Below are 17,269 nucleotides of genomic sequence, written 5' to 3' on the forward strand. Positions count from 1 at the left end.
GTGTCCGGCTCGCTCCAGGACACGCTCGCCACCATCGGCAGCCGCCCTCTCTGGACGGTGGTGTTCGCCTCCCACGCCCGTGTGCTGCACAGCCCGCGCGTGGCCTTCGTACCCTTCCGGGCTCCCGGCCTCGCGCTGCCGACGGGGCTCGCCGTCAGTGCGTCGGCCCCGCCGCCGTACCTGGACGACCTGCTGCTGGCCTGCGGCGATCACGATCACTGATCGCTGCGCTCGCGATCTGCTTCTTGGTCGGCCGTGCCCCGCGCGATGGACTGGACCCGTACCGATCGAGCGGTCACAAGGGCCGCCGTACACCAGGGAGTTCAGTCATGCCCATCGTCACCATCCAGCAGGGTCCCCGCGACGTCGAGCTCAAGCGCGACCTCGTCAAGCGCGTCACGGACGCGTTCGTCGACGCCTACCGGATCCCGGCCGAGACCGTGCAGGTGTGGATCCACGAGGTGCCCGCGGACAGCTGGGGCGCCGCGGGGAAGCTGACCGCCGACAAGTAGGGGACGGCCCGCGAGCCGCTTTCGGGGGAGCGGCTCGCGGGCCGGGCGGATTGGAAAGGGGGCGTTGCGGGCCGCTCGTGGAGGCCCGCAACGCCCCCTGGTATCTACCTGAGTCGTGCTCAGGAGCCTTGCTCCGACAACGAGTCGATCGGATGCGAGTTGATCGGCTCTGTCGTCGGGCTCGAACCTCAGGAAGTGATGCCTGCCAGGACGCCCCCGGTGAGCGGGGGACCGCCGCTGTCGCCCTGGCAGGTGTCCATGCCGCCGGAGGAGTGTCCGGCACATACCACGTCACTCTGGACGTATGGGGAACCGCAGGAGCTCTTGCAGCCGACGACGGCGCGTCTCCTGGCGCGGTCGAGCCCGATCATGAGTCTCCTCAGGGTTGCCGGTGGGGGGTCGCACGGGTGGGGGGTGCAGCGGGGGGAGGGATCGACCCCCGGTGCCCGGGCGAGCGGCACGCCCTTACGCTAGAAGCCGGAGTGGTTTTCCCCCAATGAGGGAACCCCCTAAGGGAATTGGGCAGGGATAACCCTCGGTCTGCGCGCGTCAACCGGCGCGGGGCCGATGCCCGTCCTCGGTCAGGCCGAGCGGTGCCCGGCCGCCAGCCGCACGATGTCCACGCGGGAGCGGATGCCGAGCTTGCGGTAGACCCGCGTCAGCGTCGCCTCCACCGTCTTCACGCTGATGAACAGGCGCGCGGCGATCTCCCGGTTCGTCGCGCCCTCCATGACGAGCGCGGCGACCTGCCGCTCCGTCGCGGCGAGGGTGTCGAGAGCCGCCGCGGCCAGGGGCGGCTGGGCCGACCCCGTCACCGTGGCCGTCTCGACCTGCCGCAGCCACGGCATCGCGCGGCAGCGGCGGAAGAGGCGGGCCGCGTCGTCGTACGACCGCGGTCCCGGCCGTGGTGTGCGCAGACCCGCCAGCACATACGCCGCCCGGGCCTCCTCCAGGCCGTAGCCCAGCTTCGCCAGCCGGTCCTGAGCCGACGTCAACTGCCGTTCAGCCGCTTCCGTTTCGCCGCGCGCCGCGCGGACCAGGGCCTCCGCCCGGTCCAGCGCCGCCAGCACGCTCTCGCGCCCGAGCCGCAGCGCCCGGGGGCGCGTGGCGTCGATGACGTCCTGCGCCTCGGCCGGCTCCCCGACGCGCACCAGTGCCTCGGCGAGGTCGCCGTGCCAGCGCCCCCGGGCCGGATCGGTGACCCCGAGGCCCTCCTCCAACTCCCGTACCCGGCGCAGGGACTCCACAGTCCCCGCCCCGTCCCCGGCCACCAGCTGGGCGTGCCCCAGGGCGGCCAGTGCCCGCGACAGGTAGATCACGTCGCCGTCCTCCTCCGCGCGCGCGACGGCCTCCCGGGCCAGCATCAGCGCCCGGTCCACCTCGCCGCCCGCTGCCTCCGCGAACGAGGTGACCATGGCGCTCGCGGCCTCCCCGATCCCGGTGTCCCGGGCCAGCCGCAGGCTCTCGCGCGCCAGATCCAGCGCCCGCCCGCAGTGCCCGGCGCGCAGCTCGGTCTCGGCGAGTCCGCGCAGGAAGTGCACCTCGGCCTCGACCATCCCGCGCCGCCGCACCTCCCGCAGCAGTGCGCTGATCGTCTTGCGCGCCTCGGCCAGCTGGTCGCTCATGATCAACCAGCGGAACCGTACGGCCCCGGCGCCGTTGTGGTCGCACGCCACCCGTGGGTCCTGCGGCTCCTTCAGCGCCCGCTTGATGGTCGCGGGTGCGTCCGGGTGTCCCATCAGCGTCTCCGCCTGGGCCTGGAAGGCCAGCGCCAGCAGTTCGTTGCGCCGGTCACCGGCCCGGGCCGCCAGGTCCGCGGCGAGCGCGGCCTCCTCCCGGGCCCGGTCGAAGTCGCCCTCGACGAGCAGCGCCCGCCAGGCGAGCTGGTAGTGCACGAGGGTGAGCAGCCGGGGGTCGTCGCCCGCGTCCGACAGTGCCTGCGGGAAGACCGCGTCGACCTCGGCCATGGCGTGTCCGGCGGCGTCGATCACCACCATCCACGCCCGGACCCGCTCCGTGGGCTCGCTCGCGTGCGCGAGCACCTCGTGGGCGATGTCCCGGGCGAAGTCCGTCTCGCCGGCGGTCAGCGCGTCCTCGGCCGCCTGCAGCCGCCGTGCGTCCGGGCCCGGCGCGGCCTCCGCCGGGGTGTGCCGGGCCGCGAGCAGCCCCAGCTCCGCCGCCACCGACGGCGCGCCCCGGTCCCGGGCGACGGCCGCGGCCTCGCCGAGCCGCGCGGCCACCCGTGGATCCGTGCCGGTGGTCGCCAGCGCGAGATGCCGGGCCCGCTCGATCGGATCGGAGGCCGCCGTGGACAGCGCGGCATGAGCGGCCCGTCGCTCCTGGGCGCCGGCCTCCGCGTACAGCGCGGCCGATATCAGCGGGTGCGCGAACCGTACGCCCGGCGTGTCGCGCTCCGTCACCAGCAGCCCGAGCGCGGCGGCCTGCGCGGTCTCCGCCTCGGCGTTCTCCCGGCCCGCCGCGCGCAGCAGCGCCAGCGTGGGCCGCGCTCCCGCGCTCGCCACCAGCAGGGTGCGGCGGGCCTCCGCGGACAGTGCCTCCAGACGGTTGAGAACCAGCACGCGCAGTGAGGTTGGCACGGGCAGGGGCTCACCGGGGCTCGGGGGCGTCGTGCTCTCGAAGAGGGCACGGCCGAGTTCCAGCGCGAACAGCGGATTGCCGCCGCTGGTGCGGTGGATGTCCCGGACGGTGGAGCGGGGCAGGCCGGTGTAGCCGCGGTGGTCGAGAAGATCGGCGACGTCGGTGCGGGAGAGCGGGTCCACCCTGACCGCGAGCGTGTCCGGCGGGGACGCACTCAGATAGCGGTCGTGCTCCTGGCCCTGCGGCTGGGTGTGCGTACGGACCGCGCACAGCATCTGCACGGGCGTGCCGCCGAGTCGTCGCGCGGCGAAGCCGAGGAGCTCGGCACTGGCCGGATCCAGCCACTGGAGGTCGTCGGCGACGATCAGTACGGGGCCGCGGGCGGCGAGCGCGCGGAGGGTGGACAGCACCGCGAGCCGCAGCGCCAGCCCGTCCCGCTGCAGCGTGGACTCGCCGCGGCCGGTGAGTGCGGACTCCAGGGCTGTGCGCTGCGGCGCGGGCAGCTGGTACGCGACCTCGTCCACGACGAGACCGAGCAGGTCGGCCAGGGCCAGGAAGGGCAGGTGCGATTCGGACTCGGTCGCCGAGCAGCGCAACACGGTGCGCACCGCTTCGCCGTATTCCGCGGCCAGCGCGCGCAGCACGGTCGACTTTCCTATTCCGGCCGGGCCGTGCACCAGCACACTTCCACCGTCGGCAAGCTGCTCGCGCGCTCCCGCGAGCAGCTCCTCCCGGCCGATGACCAGGTCGGGGCGGGGTCTGGCAGGCTCCTTGAAGTCCCGTCGCACGGTCACCGCTCCCCTCCGTGTGTCGTGTGTTGGCCAATATTAGGCAACGGCCCTTCGAAATTCGGACAGGCGGCGTGGTGAGGGAAATAACAGATGTGCGGTACGAGGGAATTCAACCGAGTGCCGCATGAACGGCGTACCGACAATCACGGACGGTGCCAAGAGGGCGGGCGGCCGGTAATCCGCCGGTATCCGCGCGATGAGCGACGCCGGGGCCGGGGCGCCTACGGCAGCACCCCGGCCCGCCGCGCCGCCACCACCGCCTCCCACCTGGTGTGCGCCCCCATCTTCCGCATCGCCGACCGCAGATACCCCTTCACGGTCTCCGGGCGCAGCCCCAGCCGCTCCGCCGCCGCCGCGTTGGTCGAGCCGACCGCCACACACGCCAGGACGTCCACCTCCCGCGGGGACAGTCCCGCGGTCCGGGCCGGGGAGCCGGGCGAGGCCGCGCCCGCCAGACGGCCGCACACCTGGAGGATCTCGGTCCGCAGCCCCGGGTCCTCGACCCGCTGGGCCAGCGCCCGCAGCGCGCCGTGCGCCTCGCGGACCTGCTCCCACGCCGCACCAGAGGGTGCCGCGGGCTCCCGCACCGTCGCCAGCAGGGCACGCGCCTCGTCCCGGGCCACCAGCGCCTGCTCCACGTCCCGGGCCGTCTCGACGGCCGCGTTCAGCGTACGGTCGCCCAGCGGCTGGGCCGTGCGCAGGGCCCCGTACAGCACACCCCGCACCCGACGGCGCACGACGACCGGCACGGCGAGCACCGAGCGCAGGCCCTCCGTCGCCACCGCCACGTCGTACTCGTGGCTGATCTGCCGGGACGCCGAGTAATCGGTCACCGCGCACGGTCGGGACAGTGCGACCACCTTGCCGCCGAGGCCGTTGCCGGAGACGACGGCGAGCGCGCTGAGCGCCGTCGTCGTGTTGCCGCTGAGTTCGCTGATGCGTATCTGCGGCCTGCCGGACTCCACGAGCCCGCCGAAGGCGACGGGCAGCCCCGTGGCGCGCCGCAGCCGCACCAGTGCGCCGCGCACCTCCACCGCCTCGGCTGTGTCAGCTGCCACGTGCTCGCCCCTTCATCGTGGCGCACCCCCGTTCGGGGGTGGTGAGACCTGCATCACGGATTACACGATGGTAGGCGGCTGTGCGGCGATGAGGAGGACAGATGACGGGGAACAGCGACGCGACGGAGGCGTTCCGGAGTGCGCGGGACTTCCTGCTGGCGCACCGGGAGGACTACGCCACGGCGTACGAGGGTTTCCGCTGGCCGCGTCCGGCGTACTTCAACTGGGCCCTCGACTGGTTCGACGTCATTGCAGAGGGCAACGACCGCACCGCGCTGCACATCGTCGAGGAGGACGGCGCCACCACCCGGCTGTCCTTCGCCGAGATGTCCGAGCGCTCGAACCGCGTCGCGAACCGGCTGCGCGCATGGGGTGTCCGCGCCGAGGACCGTGTCCTGGTCATGCTCGGCAACCAGGCCGAGCTGTGGGAGATCGCGCTGGCCGCGATGAAGCTGCGGGCGGTCGTCATCCCGGCCACCCCGCTGCTGGGCTCCGCCGACCTGCGCGACCGTGTCGCACGCGGCCGGGTCCGGCATGTCGTCGTGCGCGCCGGGGACGCCGCCAAGTTCGACGAGGTGCCCGGCGACTACACCCGGATCGCGGTCGGCGGCGCGCCCGAGGGCTGGCGGCCCTACGAGGACGGGTACGAGGCCGACGGGGACTTCGTGCCCGACGGGCCCACCCAGGCCGACGACTCGCTGATGCTGTACTTCACCTCGGGTACCACCGCCCGCCCCAAGCTGGTCGAGCACACCCATGTCTCGTATCCGATCGGCCATCTGGCGACGATGTACTGGATCGGCCTCAAGCCGGGGGACGTGCATCTGAACATCTCCTCGCCGGGCTGGGCCAAGCACGCCTGGTCGAACCTGTTCGCCCCGTGGAACGCGGAGGCGACCGTCTTCCTGCACAACTACACCCGCTTCGACGCCGTCCGGCTGATGACCGAGATGGACCGCGCGGGCGTGACCACCTTCTGTGCGCCCCCGACCGTGTGGCGCATGCTCATCCAGGCCGACCTCACCCAGCTGCGCACCCCGCCCCGCGAGGCGGTGGCCGCCGGCGAGCCGCTCAACCCCGAGGTCATCGAGCAGGTGCGGCGGGTGTGGGGCGTGACCATCCGGGACGGGTTCGGGCAGACGGAGACGGCCGTGCAGGTCTCCAACAGCCCCGGGCAGCCGCTGAAGACCGGCTCGATGGGCCGCCCGAGCCCCGGCTTCCGCGTCGAACTGCTCGATCCGGTGAGCGGGGCGCCGGGCGCGCGGGAGGGCGAGATCGCGCTCGACCTGTCCGCGCGGCCGGTCGGTCTGATGACCGGCTACCACGGCGACGCCGACCGTACGGCGGAGGCCATGGCGGGCGGCTACTACCGGACGGGGGACATCGGCTCGCGGGACGAAGAGGGATATATCACCTATATCGGTCGCACGGACGATGTCTTCAAGGCGTCCGACTACAAGATCTCCCCCTTCGAGCTGGAGAGCGCGCTCCTCGAACACGAGGCGGTGGCCGAGGCCGCCGTGGTCCCCGCGCCCGACGGGCTGCGCCTCGCCGTACCGAAGGCGTACATCGTCCTCGCGGCGGGCTGGGAGCCCGGTCCGGACACCGCGAAGGTCCTTTTCGAGCACGCCCGCGAGGTCCTCGCCCCCTACAAGCGCATCCGGCGCCTGGAGTTCGGCGATCTGCCCAAGACCGTCTCCGGCAAGATCCGACGGATCGAGCTGCGCGAGGCGACGGCCGCGGGCTCGCGCGACGAGTACCGAGAGGAGGACTTCCGGTGACCGAGTTGTCGTACACGCACGGGACGAGCACGACGCCGCTGCTCGGCGACACCATCGGTGCCAACCTCGACCGGGCGATCGCCGCGTACCCCGACCGGGACGCACTGGTCGACCTGCCGTCCGGACGCCGCTGGACGTATGCCGAGTTCGGCGCCGCCGTCGACGAGCTGGCGCTCGGGCTGCTGGCCAAGGGGGTGCTCAAGGGCGACCGGGTCGGCATCTGGGCCGTCAACTGCCCCGAGTGGGTGCTGGTCCAGTACGCCACCGCCCGTATCGGCGCCATCATGGTGAACATCAACCCGGCCTATCGCGCGCACGAGCTGGAGTACGTGCTGAAGCAGGCCGGTATCTCGCTGCTGGTCGCCTCCCTCGCCCACCGGACGAGTGACTACCGGGCGCTGGTGGAGAAGGTCCGCGGCGGCTGCCCGGAGTTGCGGGAGGCGGTCTACATCGGCGACCCCACCTGGGACGCGCTCACCGCGGGCGCGGCCTCGGTGCCGCCAGGGCGACTCGCCGCCCTGGCCGACGAGTTGAGCTGCGACGACCCGGTCAACATCCAGTACACCTCCGGCACCACCGGGTTCCCCAAGGGTGCCACGCTCTCGCACCACAACATCCTGAACAACGGCTACTGGGTGGGCCGTACGGTCGGCTACAGCGAGCAGGACCGGGTGTGTCTGCCTGTCCCTTTCTATCACTGTTTCGGCATGGTCATGGGGAATCTGGGTGCCACGTCCCATGGCGCCTGCATCGTGATCCCGGCGCCGTCCTTCGAGCCCTCGGCCACACTGCGGGCGGTGCAGCAGGAGCGCTGCACCTCCCTGTACGGCGTGCCGACGATGTTCATCGCCGAGCTCAACCTCCCCGACTTCGCGGCGTACAACCTGTCGTCCCTGCGGACCGGCATCATGGCGGGCTCGCCCTGTCCGGTCGAGGTGATGAAGCGGGTGGTCGCCGAGATGCACATGGAGGAGGTCTCCATCTGCTACGGCATGACGGAGACCTCGCCGGTGTCGCTGCAGACGCGGATGGACGACGACCTGGAGCACCGGACGGGAACGGTCGGCCGGGTCCTGCCGCACGTCGAGGTCAAGGTCGTCGACCCGGCGACCGGTGTGACCCTGCCGCGGGGCTCGGCGGGCGAGCTGTGCACCCGCGGCTACGGCGTGATGCTCGGCTACTGGAACGAGCCCGAGAGGACCGCGGAGGCCATCGATCCCGGCCGCTGGATGCACACCGGTGACCTGGCGGTGATGCGCGAGGACGGGTACGTGCAGATCGTCGGCCGGATCAAGGACATGATCATCCGCGGCGGCGAGAACATCTACCCGCGCGAGATCGAGGAGTTCCTGTACGCCCATCCGAAGATCGCCGACATCCAGGTGGTCGGGGTCCCGCACGAGCGGTACGGCGAGGAGGTCCTCGCCTGTGTGATCCCGCGCGATCCGGCCGATCCGCTGACGCTGGAGGAGTTGCGGGCCTTCTGCGAGGGGAGGCTGGCGCACTACAAGGTGCCCGGAAGACTGCGGATCCTGGACTCCTTCCCGATGACCGTCTCGGGAAAGGTGCGCAAGATCGAACTGCGGGCGAAGTACGCGGACGGGGCATAGGGGGCGTTCACCTCGGGCCGGCGGCCAGTTCGTCGGCGAGGCTGTTCACCGGCTGCGGTGTGCCGGTGAGGTCGAGGACGAAGAGGGGGACGCCGATGCGGTCGGCCGCGGCGCGGGCGTCGTCGGCGTAGCCCGCGAGCGAGAAGTACACCGAGCGGGCGGACTCCGACATCGCGGTGAGCCACAGGCACTCCACGTCCCGCAGCGACGCCGGACGCACGCTCGGGTCAACCTGTGCCAGGATCCCGTGCGCAGCGAGCCCGATCCCGTGCGGCGGCCGCTGGTCGGCGCGCCGTATGCCGTGGTAGCCGAGCCAGCGCAGATACAGCGCGGCGGCGGTGACGGCGTCCCGTGCGGTGCGGATGGTGACGGGCTGGAAGGCGGTACCCGGGGAATTCCGGTGCGTGCCGCGCGAAGTTGAGCCTCCGCGCGGGGGGAGCAGAGGCTCCTCGTCCCGCCCCTGGCCGTCCGGCGGGGCGTCGTCCAGGTCCGTCGGCACCGCGGGGCTCAGGGGCGGTGCCATTCCGTCCACCGGTACCCGCAGAACCGTTCCGCACGAGCAGCCCAGCTCCGGGTGCGGCCACTCGCACTCGCGCCCGCAGAGCTCGCAGCGGACCGTGACCCACTCGTCGTCCCAGGTGCGATGGGTGACGACGGTCGGTTCGCCAAGACGGTCCAGCGGCGGGACGACGGGGGCGCCGCACGCGCACGGATAGGACGGCGCCGCATAGAGATGTTCGCGCCGGCAGACCGGGCAGCGCACCGGCACGCTCTCGGACATGACCCCCTCCACACCCTCACGTCGGGACAGCGGTCCCATCGTGCTCCAGCGGTCCGCCGCTTGTCCTTCGGTTGGCCCATCGTGCGACGCCGTGTCGCCTTCCCTTGACGGCTTTCGGCCACCCACCTACATTGTTTTCAGATAGCAGAAAATGAATTCCGCAATACGGAAGTGCGCACCGCGAGGGCGCGACGGGAGCGCGAGTCCGACAGCCGAAGCAGGAGTACTCAATGGCTCGTATGACCGCTGCCCGCGCGGCAGTCGAGATCCTCAGGCGCGAGGGCGTCAGCGACGCGTTCGGTGTCCCGGGCGCGGCGATCAATCCCTTCTATGCGGCCCTGAAGGCCTCCGGCGGGATCCATCACACCCTCGCCCGTCATGTCGAGGGCGCCTCGCACATGGCGGAGGGCTACACCCGCACGCACCCCGGCAACATCGGCGTGTGCATCGGCACCTCCGGTCCCGCGGGCACGGACATGATCACCGGGCTCTACTCGGCGACCGGCGACTCGATCCCGATCCTCTGCATCACCGGCCAGGCTCCGACCGCGGTGATCCACAAGGAGGACTTCCAGGCCGTCGACATCGCGTCGATCGCCAGGCCGGTCACCAAGATGGCCGTCACCGTCCTCGAGGCCGCGCAGGTCCCGGGCGTCTTCCAGCAGGCCTTCCATCTGATGCGCTCGGGCCGTCCCGGACCAGTGCTCATCGATCTGCCGGTCGACGTCCAGCTCACAGAGATCGAGTTCGACCCGGAGACCTATGAGCCGCTGCCGGTGTACAAGCCGGCCGCCACCCGTGCCCAGGCGGAGAAGGCGATCGCGCTCCTCAACGCCTCCGAGCGACCGCTGATCGTGGCCGGCGGCGGCGTCGTCAACGCCGATGCCGCCGAACTCCTCGTCGAATTCGCCGATCTGACGGGCACTCCGGTCGTCCCGACCCTGATGGGCTGGGGCGTCATCCCCGACGACCACGAACTGAACGCCGGGATGGTGGGCCTGCAGACCTCGCACCGCTACGGCAACGCCACCTTCCTGGCGTCCGACTTCGTGCTCGGCATCGGCAACCGCTGGGCCAACCGGCACACCGGGCGGCTCGACGTCTACACCGAGGGCCGTACGTTCGTGCACGTCGACATCGAGCCCACCCAGATCGGCAGGATCTTCGCGCCCGACTACGGCATCACCTCCGACGCGAAGGCGGCCCTTGAGCTGTTCGTTGCGGTGGCAAGGGAGTTGAAGGCGGACGGCCGCCTTCCCGACCGCTCCGGCTGGGCCGCCGCCGCGCAGGAGAGGAAGGCGCGTCTCCAGCGGCGTACGCACTTCGACGACGTCCCGATCAAGCCGCAGCGCGTGTACGAGGAGATGAACAAGGCCTTCGGACCGGAGACCCGGTACGTCTCCACCATCGGCCTGTCGCAGATCGCCGGCGCCCAGCTGCTGCACGTCTTCAAGGCGCGCCACTGGATCAACTGCGGCCAGGCGGGCCCCCTCGGCTGGACCGTCCCGGCCGCGCTCGGCGTCGCCAGGGCCGACCCGGAGGCGTCCGTCGTGGCCCTCTCAGGCGACTACGACTTCCAGTTCATGATCGAGGAACTGGCGGTCGGCGCCCAGCACCGGATCCCCTATGTCCACGTCCTGGTGAACAACTCCTACCTGGGCCTGATCCGCCAGGCGCAGCGGGCGTTCGACATCGACTTCCAGGTCAAGCTGGAGTTCGAGAACATCAACTCGCCCGAACTCGGAGTCTATGGCGTCGACCATGTGAAGGTGGCCGAGGGACTCGGCTGCAAGGCGATCCGGGTGACCGACCCGAACGACCTGGGCGCCGCCTTCGAGCAGGCCAAGAAGCTCGCCGCGCAGTACCGGGTGCCCGTCGTCGTCGAAGCGATCCTGGAGCGCGTCACGAACATCTCCATGTCGACGACCAACGACATCGGCAACGTCGTCGAGTTCGAGGAACTCGCGACCGAGCCCGGCCATGCCCCGACCTCGATCAGGACGCTGAAGGTCTGACGCCGGCATCCGGACCGGGCGGCCCGTCCGCGGGTGGGCCGCCCCCTGTTCCCTGCCAAGGACGTGTTCCGGCATGCTCTGCGCATGCGGATGACCGTCCCCACCCCAGTCGGCGACATCGCCGTACGCGCGTACGGCGACCCCGATGCCCCCGCCCTGCTGCTCCTGCACGCCAACCCCGGTGACGGGCGCGACTACGACGCCGTCCTGCCCGCCCTCGCGGACCGCCACCGCACCTTCGTGCTGGACTGGCCGGGCTACGGCGAGTCGACGGCGCCGCACCCCTCGAGGGTCACCCCGGAAGGGCTGGTGGAAGCCGCGGGGGTGGTCCTGGACATGCTGGCGAAAGACCACGGCGTTAACCGCGTCGCCCTGCTCGGCAACAGCGTCGGCGGCTATGTGGCCTGCCGTCTCGCCGAGGGCAGGCACGCGGGGGCGGTCACCGCGCTCGTCCTGGTCGACCCTGCGGGCTTCACCCCACGCAACGCGCTGACCGGCTGGTTCTGCCGAGATGTCATGGGCCGCCCGGACCGCGCCCGCCGGCTGGTGGTCCCGCTGGCCCGTGCCTACCTGGGCGCCCTGCGCACCCCGAGCGCGCGGGCGACCTACGAGCGGGCCCGCCGACTGCCGCACCGGCCGGATCGACTGCTGGTCCACTGCGCGCTGTGGAGGGGCTTCGCCGCCCCGGAGTTCGGCCTGCGGGATCCCGCCGCCCTGGATGTCCCGGTCCTGCTCGTGTGGGGCAGGCGCGACCCGGTCGTCCCGGCGGCGCTGGACGGCCGTCGCGCGCGGCGGGCCCTGCCCGCTCACACGACGGCCGTCCGGCTTCCCACGGCCCATGAGCCGTACAACGAGCGCCCGGACCTCTTCCTGCGGCACACCCTGCCGTTCCTGAGGAACGCCGCCACCGGGCCCCGCCCGCACGGCCCGCTGTCACCGCGCTGACCCCCCGTACGGGGCCCGCCGCCCCCGTGCCGGCGGGCCCCGTGTGACGAGGATGTCCCCGTCGGCGGGGGGAGTTGAAGCCCCCGGGCACGTGTTCAGAGGTTCATTTGAGGGTTGCGTAGATGGTGTACGCAGATATACGTAGACGCCTTACTCGGCGTCGAGCTCCGACAGTCCCGGCCAGTCCTCGGGCCCGCCGCCCTGCCACTCGATGAGGTCACTCTGCTCGACTTCGATCCGGTCCAGGTCCGCCATGCGCAGGATCTCGATGACGTCGTCCAGATGGGAGGCGATCCCCAGGGGCTGGTCGCCCGCGGTGACCCGCCGTGATCCGTCCAGCGCCGGGGGATGCACCACGATGTGCGGATAATTCGTCGGCTGTTCCATGTCTTCAGGCTCCTGCCCGGGGGCCGGATCCGCACCCCGGGCACGCGCGAGCGCCGGAGGCGGAACGGTCCGCCTCCGGCGCTCGCCACGTGGCCGGGACCGCGGCGGGTGCGACGGTTCCGGGTCCTCCTTCCCTCAGGCCGGGAAGGAGGACCCGGGACCTTACCACCGCACTGGCTCGCACTTCCCGGGTTCTCGACTCCGCTCGAACCGGGAACCCCACCGCGGTCCTCGCCCGGCCCGCCGTGCCGGCGACCACCCCTCGTCCGGGACGCTCGGCGGCGGGCGGCTGTGCGCCCGGTTGCCTGACAGGACGTCAGTATCCGGGCGCGGGCCCTTGGTTCAGTCCTCGCGCAGGGCGCGGACCGCCTCCTCCACGCGCCTGCCGTACTCCGGGTCGGCGGCGTGGAAGTGGGCCAGGTTCTTCTCGACGACGTCGTCGCGGGAGACCTGCGCGAGGCCTCCGGCGATGTTGGCGACCAGGCGCTCCTTCTCCTCCGCCGACATAAGGCGGTACAGCTCGCCCGCCTGGAAGAAGTCGTCGTCCTTGGTGTGCAGGGGTGCCTCGTGGGTTCCCGTGTGGCCGGTGACCGCGAGCGGGGCCGACAGCGGGCGGCCGGTCTCCACCGGGCCGTCGTACGAGTTCGGCTCGTAGTTCCTGGCGTGGCGGCCCTGTGCGTTGGCCGCCATGAAGCCGTCGCGGCCGTAGTTGTTCGCGCCACCGGGCACGGCCTTCGGGGCGTTCACCGCCAGTTGGGTGTGGTTCACGCCCAGCCGGTAGCGATGGGCGTCGGCGTACGCGAACAGACGGCCCTGGAGCATCTTGTCGGGGGACTGGCCGATGCCCGGCACGAAGTTGTTCGGGGAGAACGCCGCCTGCTCGACCTCGGCGAACACGTTGTCGGGGTTGCGGTCCAGGACCAGGCGGCCCACGCGGCGCAGCGGATGGTCCCGGTGCGGCCAGACCTTGGTGAGGTCGAACGGGTTGAAGCGGTACTCGGCCGCCTCGGCCGCCGGCATGATCTGGACGTACAGGGTCCAGGACGGGTGCACCCCGCGCTCGATCGCCTGCAGCAGGTCCGTCTGGTGCGAATTGGGGTCCTTGCCCGCGGTTTCCTGCGCCTGTTCGGTGGACAGGCAGCGGATGCCCTGGTTCGTCTTGAAGTGGTACTTGACGAAGAAGCCCTCGCCGTTGGCGTTCGTCCACTGGTAGGTGTGCGAGCCGTAGCCGTTCATGTGCCGGTACGACGCCGGGATGCCGCGATCGCCCATCAGCCAGGTCACCTGGTGCGTGGCCTCGGGAGAGTGCGCCCAGAAGTCCCAGACGCTGTCGGGCTCCTGCCGCCCGGTGAACGGATCGCGCTTCTGCGAGTGGATGAAGTCGGGGAACTTGATCGGGTCCTTGATGAAGAAGACGGGCGTGTTGTTGCCGACGAGGTCGTAATTGCCCTCTTCCGTATAGAACTTGACCGCGAAGCCGCGCGGGTCGCGCACCGCGTCCGCGCCGCCCTGCGAGTCCGCCACGGTGGAGAAGCGCACGAACACTTCGGTGCGCCTGCCGACCGTGTCCAGGAAGTCGGCGCAGGTGTAGCCGGTGACGTCGTCGGTCACCTCGAAGTGGCCGTACGCGCCGGAGCCGCGGGCGTGCACCACCCGCTCGGGGATCCGCTCGCGGTTGAACCGCGCGAGCTTCTCCAGGAGGTGCTGGTCCTGGAGCAGGAGCGGGCCGCCGACGCCGGCGGACGCGGAGTTCTGGTTGTCGGCGACCGGGGCGCCGGCCTCTGTCGTGAGCACACGCTTCGCCATCGTGGACCTTCCGTACGAGGGGCAGCGGAAACCTGATTCCGCTTGGTGGAGCCTAGGTTTGGGGCGATCCGAACGTCAACAGTTTGTTGAAGTAGGATCCGGGTGGCGCCACCGCCTGGGCGCGACAGGACAGGTGTCGGCGGCGACGCCACCCGGAGGTGCGGGGGTCAGGCCCGGGTGCCCGACAGGCGCTCCACGGCCCGCAGCAGCGCCGAGTGGTCCAGGCCGCCGTCGCCCTGTGCGCGCAGGCTCGCGACCAGCTGCGCCACCACGGCGCCCACGGGCAGGGCGGCGCCCACGGCGCGGGCCGCCTCCGTGACGATGCCCATGTCCTTGTGGTGCAGGTCGATGCGGAAGCCCGGCGTGAAGTCGCGAGTCAGGAGGTTGTTTTTCTTGCGGGCCAGCACGGTCGAGCCCGCCAGGCCGCCGCCCAGGACCTCCAGGGCCGCCTCCAGGTTCACGGCCGACTTCTCCAGGAAGACCACGGCCTCGGCGCACGCCTGGATGTTCACGGCGACGATCAGCTGGTTGGCGGCCTTCACGGTCTGGCCGGCACCGTGCGGGCCGCACAGCACGATCGTTCTGCCCAGTGCCTCGAACACCGGCTCGGCCGCCTCGAAGTCGGCCTGCTCGCCGCCGACCATGATGGACAGCACGGCCTCGATGGCACCGGCCTCGCCGCCGGAGACCGGGGCGTCGAGTACACGGATCCCCTTCTTGCCGGCTGCCGCGGCCAGGTCGATCGAGGTCCCCGGGGTGATCGAGGACATGTCGATGAGCAGGGCGCCGGGCCTGGCGTTCTCCAGGATGCCGTCGGGGCCGTAGGCGACCGCCTCGACCTGTGGTGACGCGGGCACCATCGTGATGATCACGTCGGCGTCCCGTACGGCCTCGGCGATCGAGCCGGCCGCGGTGCCGCCCGCGGCGGCCAGCCGGTCCAGCTTCTCCTGTTCCAGGGTGTGGCCGGTGACGTCGTAACCCGCCTTGATCAGGTTCTCGGACATGGGGGAGCCCATGATGCCGAGGCCTATCCAGGCGACCTTGGGGAGGTTGGTGGTCATGGGTGCCTCTCTTGCTGCTCCGGTACGTCTGCGAGTTGGCGCTCAGCGGGCCGCGCGGGCCCCGGTCGGCAGCCATGCGAAGGCCTCGGCGCTCGGTCTGTCGCCCGGCTTGTACTCCAGGCCGACCCGGCCCTCGTATCCGGCTTTCCTCAGCCGGTCGAGGAGGTCCTCCAGCGGGAGCGAGCCCGTGCCCGGCGCGCCGCGGCCCGGGTTGTCGGCGATCTGGACGTGGCCGGTCCGCGCCGCGTACCGCTCGATGACGGACGGCAGGTCTTCGCCGTTCATGGACAGGTGGTACAGGTCCATCAGGAACCGCGCGTTGCCGAGCCCCGTGGCCTCGTTGACCTTGTCGGTGATCCCGACGGCGGCCGGGGCCGACACCAGCGGGTAGAGCGGGGACTCGGCCGCGTTCAGCGCCTCGATCAGGAGGACCGCGTCGATCCGGTCGGCGGCGCGGGCCGCGAGGGCCAGGTTCTCCAGGGCGAGCGCGTCCTGCTCGGCCGGATCGGTGCCGTCGACGCGGTTGCCGTACAGCGCGTTCAGTGCCGTGCAGCCGAGGGAGTGGGCGAAGTCGGCGGTCACCTCGATGTTGGCGCGGAACTTCTCCGACTCCTCGCCGGGGACCGACAGCGCGCCGCGGTCGGGGCCCGGCAGCCGTCCGGCGTAGAAGTTGAGGCCCGTGAGTCGGACGCCCGCGTCCTCGATCGCCTTCTTCAGGGCTTCGAGCTCGGATCGGTCCGGAGTGGGCGAGTCGACCCAGGGCCACCACAGCTCGACCGCGCCGAAGCCCGCCGCGGCGGCGGCCGCGGGGCGCTCCAGGAGCGGGAGTTCCGTGAAGAGGATCGACAGGTTGACGGTGAAGCGCTGGTCGGCGAATCCCATCGGGGCGGCGCTCCCTTCCCTTTCGGCGGTCCGCCGGAGTCGGCGGGGCCTGCGCATTCGCTGATTCCGTATCGCTGACTTCCGTATAGCGGAAGTTTATTTCTGCTTAATGGAAGACTGCCCGTGATTGCGGGTGACTGTCAAGAGCGCACACGCGAAAGTGCCCCCGCGCGAGCTGCGCGGGGGCACGGTCGAGGGCTGAGGCCGGGGAGGGCTCCCGGTCCCGTTCAGAGCGCGTCCACGGCACTCACCTTCCAGCCCGCGGAGGTACGGGTGAGCGTCATCCGCACCCGGTTCAGGTCCACCCGTGGCCCCGGCACCTGGGTGCTTCGGGTGACCTGGTTGACGAACAGCAGCACGGTGACCTTGTCCGGCGCGGCCGACACCACGGAGGCCGCCGGGGAGCCGCCGCCCGTAGGCGCCGCCACCGTCGCCGTCACCACCCCGTGGTACTTCGTCGCCGTCGGACCGACCACGGTGCGCGTGGTCTTGAGGTATTGGTCGCGGAAGGCACCGGTCAGGTATGTACGGGCCCGCGCGAAGTCCCGGTCCAGATGCCGGTAGTCGTACGACAGCACCGCAGGCGCCGCCCGCTGCGCGGCCGCGAGCGCCTGCCCCCGCGCCTCCTCGACCTGCTGCCCCTCCCGGTACCGCCACCCGAGCACGGCGACGGCGACCAGGCCCGCCGCCAGCACGACACCGAGCACCACGGCCGGCAGCCTCCACCTGGGCAGCCGGGCAGGCGTGCCCTGCGCCGACCCCTCCTCGGCGGGCTCGGGCGAAGGCTCCGGCGATTCGTCCCGCCCCGCGGCAGGGGCTTCGATGTCCGGGGTGGGCCCGGGCCGTCGCTCCTCGGCCCGGGTCGACGAGGCGTCCGCGGAGCCGTCCGCCAGGAGGTCGCCATGCTCCTCGTGCGCCGGGCCGGCCGGCCGCCCGGCGCGTTTGGCAGCCGCGCGGGCGGCCGCGGTCATGGTGCGGCGGGCGGGGGAGCCGGCGCCGCGGACTCGGGAGGTCGGGTTCGCCACGGTCTTTCTCCTCACTG

At 71.7% G+C, this 17,269-nt stretch carries 13 protein-coding genes and 2 pseudogenes; 6 read left to right on the forward strand and 9 right to left on the reverse strand.

Features of this window, described 5'->3' with window-relative positions; translation table 11 throughout:
- Nucleotides 1-222 (forward strand): annotated as a pseudogene (locus AAW14_RS22420) (LysR family transcriptional regulator); the annotation flags it as partial.
- A gap of 107 nt (nt 223-329) precedes the next feature.
- Complete coding sequence (dmpI, locus tag AAW14_RS22425) at nt 330-512, forward strand: 4-oxalocrotonate tautomerase DmpI (protein ID WP_265565712.1); 183 nt, start codon at nt 330-332, stop codon at nt 510-512.
- A gap of 191 nt (nt 513-703) precedes the next feature.
- On the opposite strand, the pseudogene AAW14_RS22430 reads toward dmpI, so the two are convergent.
- The 3 genes and pseudogenes from AAW14_RS22430 to AAW14_RS22440 form a co-directional block, all read right to left on the reverse strand.
- Nucleotides 704-841 (reverse strand): annotated as a pseudogene (locus tag AAW14_RS22430) (trypsin-like serine protease); the annotation flags it as partial.
- A gap of 252 nt (nt 842-1,093) precedes the next feature.
- A complete protein-coding gene (locus AAW14_RS22435; RefSeq protein WP_265565713.1) occupies nt 1,094-3,904 on the reverse strand; it encodes a helix-turn-helix transcriptional regulator in 2,811 nt (936 codons plus the stop codon).
- A 218-nt stretch (nt 3,905-4,122) separates the two neighbouring features.
- Nucleotides 4,123-4,959: a helix-turn-helix transcriptional regulator gene (locus tag AAW14_RS22440; protein WP_265565714.1), complete on the reverse strand. Its 837-nt coding sequence runs from the start codon at nt 4,957-4,959 to the stop codon at nt 4,123-4,125.
- A 101-nt stretch (nt 4,960-5,060) separates the two neighbouring features.
- Between AAW14_RS22440 and AAW14_RS22445 the strand changes: the two genes are divergently transcribed.
- Nucleotides 5,061-6,740: an AMP-binding protein gene (locus tag AAW14_RS22445; protein WP_265565715.1), complete on the forward strand. Its 1,680-nt coding sequence runs from the start codon at nt 5,061-5,063 to the stop codon at nt 6,738-6,740.
- A complete protein-coding gene (locus tag AAW14_RS22450) occupies nt 6,737-8,350 on the forward strand; it encodes an AMP-binding protein (protein ID WP_265565716.1) in 1,614 nt (537 codons plus the stop codon). Before AAW14_RS22445 ends, AAW14_RS22450 begins: the two co-directional genes overlap by 4 nt.
- A gap of 7 nt (nt 8,351-8,357) precedes the next feature.
- Here AAW14_RS22450 and AAW14_RS22455 read toward each other — a convergent pair whose 3' ends face one another.
- Nucleotides 8,358-9,131: a hypothetical protein gene (locus AAW14_RS22455; protein WP_265565717.1), complete on the reverse strand. Its 774-nt coding sequence runs from the start codon at nt 9,129-9,131 to the stop codon at nt 8,358-8,360.
- 230 nt (nt 9,132-9,361) lie between these two features.
- Between AAW14_RS22455 and gcl the strand changes: the two genes are divergently transcribed.
- Entirely contained in the window at nt 9,362-11,146 is a 1,785-nt protein-coding gene (gcl, locus tag AAW14_RS22460) for a glyoxylate carboligase (RefSeq protein WP_265565718.1), read from the forward strand.
- Nucleotides 11,147-11,230: 84 nt separating this feature from the next.
- Nucleotides 11,231-12,091, forward strand: a complete 861-nt coding sequence (locus AAW14_RS22465) for an alpha/beta fold hydrolase (protein ID WP_265565719.1) — start codon at nt 11,231-11,233, stop codon at nt 12,089-12,091.
- Between the two features lie 150 nt (nt 12,092-12,241).
- Here the strand turns inward: AAW14_RS22465 and AAW14_RS22470 are convergent, their stop codons facing one another.
- The 5 genes from AAW14_RS22470 to AAW14_RS22490 all read right to left on the reverse strand — a co-directional run bounded on the left by AAW14_RS22470 (nt 12,242) and on the right by AAW14_RS22490 (nt 17,252).
- Nucleotides 12,242-12,478 carry a hypothetical protein gene (locus AAW14_RS22470; RefSeq protein WP_265565720.1) on the reverse strand — a complete coding sequence of 79 codons (237 nt, stop codon included), beginning with the start codon at nt 12,476-12,478 and terminating at the stop codon, nt 12,242-12,244.
- Between the two features lie 342 nt (nt 12,479-12,820).
- Entirely contained in the window at nt 12,821-14,284 is a 1,464-nt protein-coding gene (locus AAW14_RS22475) for a catalase (protein ID WP_265565721.1), read from the reverse strand.
- Between the two features lie 167 nt (nt 14,285-14,451).
- A complete protein-coding gene (locus AAW14_RS22480; protein ID WP_265565722.1) occupies nt 14,452-15,345 on the reverse strand; it encodes a 2-hydroxy-3-oxopropionate reductase in 894 nt (297 codons plus the stop codon).
- A 42-nt stretch (nt 15,346-15,387) separates the two neighbouring features.
- Entirely contained in the window at nt 15,388-16,227 is an 840-nt protein-coding gene (locus AAW14_RS22485) for a TIM barrel protein (protein WP_265565723.1), read from the reverse strand.
- Between the two features lie 227 nt (nt 16,228-16,454).
- Entirely contained in the window at nt 16,455-17,252 is a 798-nt protein-coding gene (locus AAW14_RS22490) for a hypothetical protein (RefSeq protein WP_265565724.1), read from the reverse strand.
- Nucleotides 17,253-17,269 lie beyond the last annotated feature (17 nt).

The organism is Streptomyces hygroscopicus (assembly GCF_026168105.1).
Classification (GTDB): domain Bacteria; phylum Actinomycetota; class Actinomycetes; order Streptomycetales; family Streptomycetaceae; genus Streptomyces; species Streptomyces hygroscopicus_D.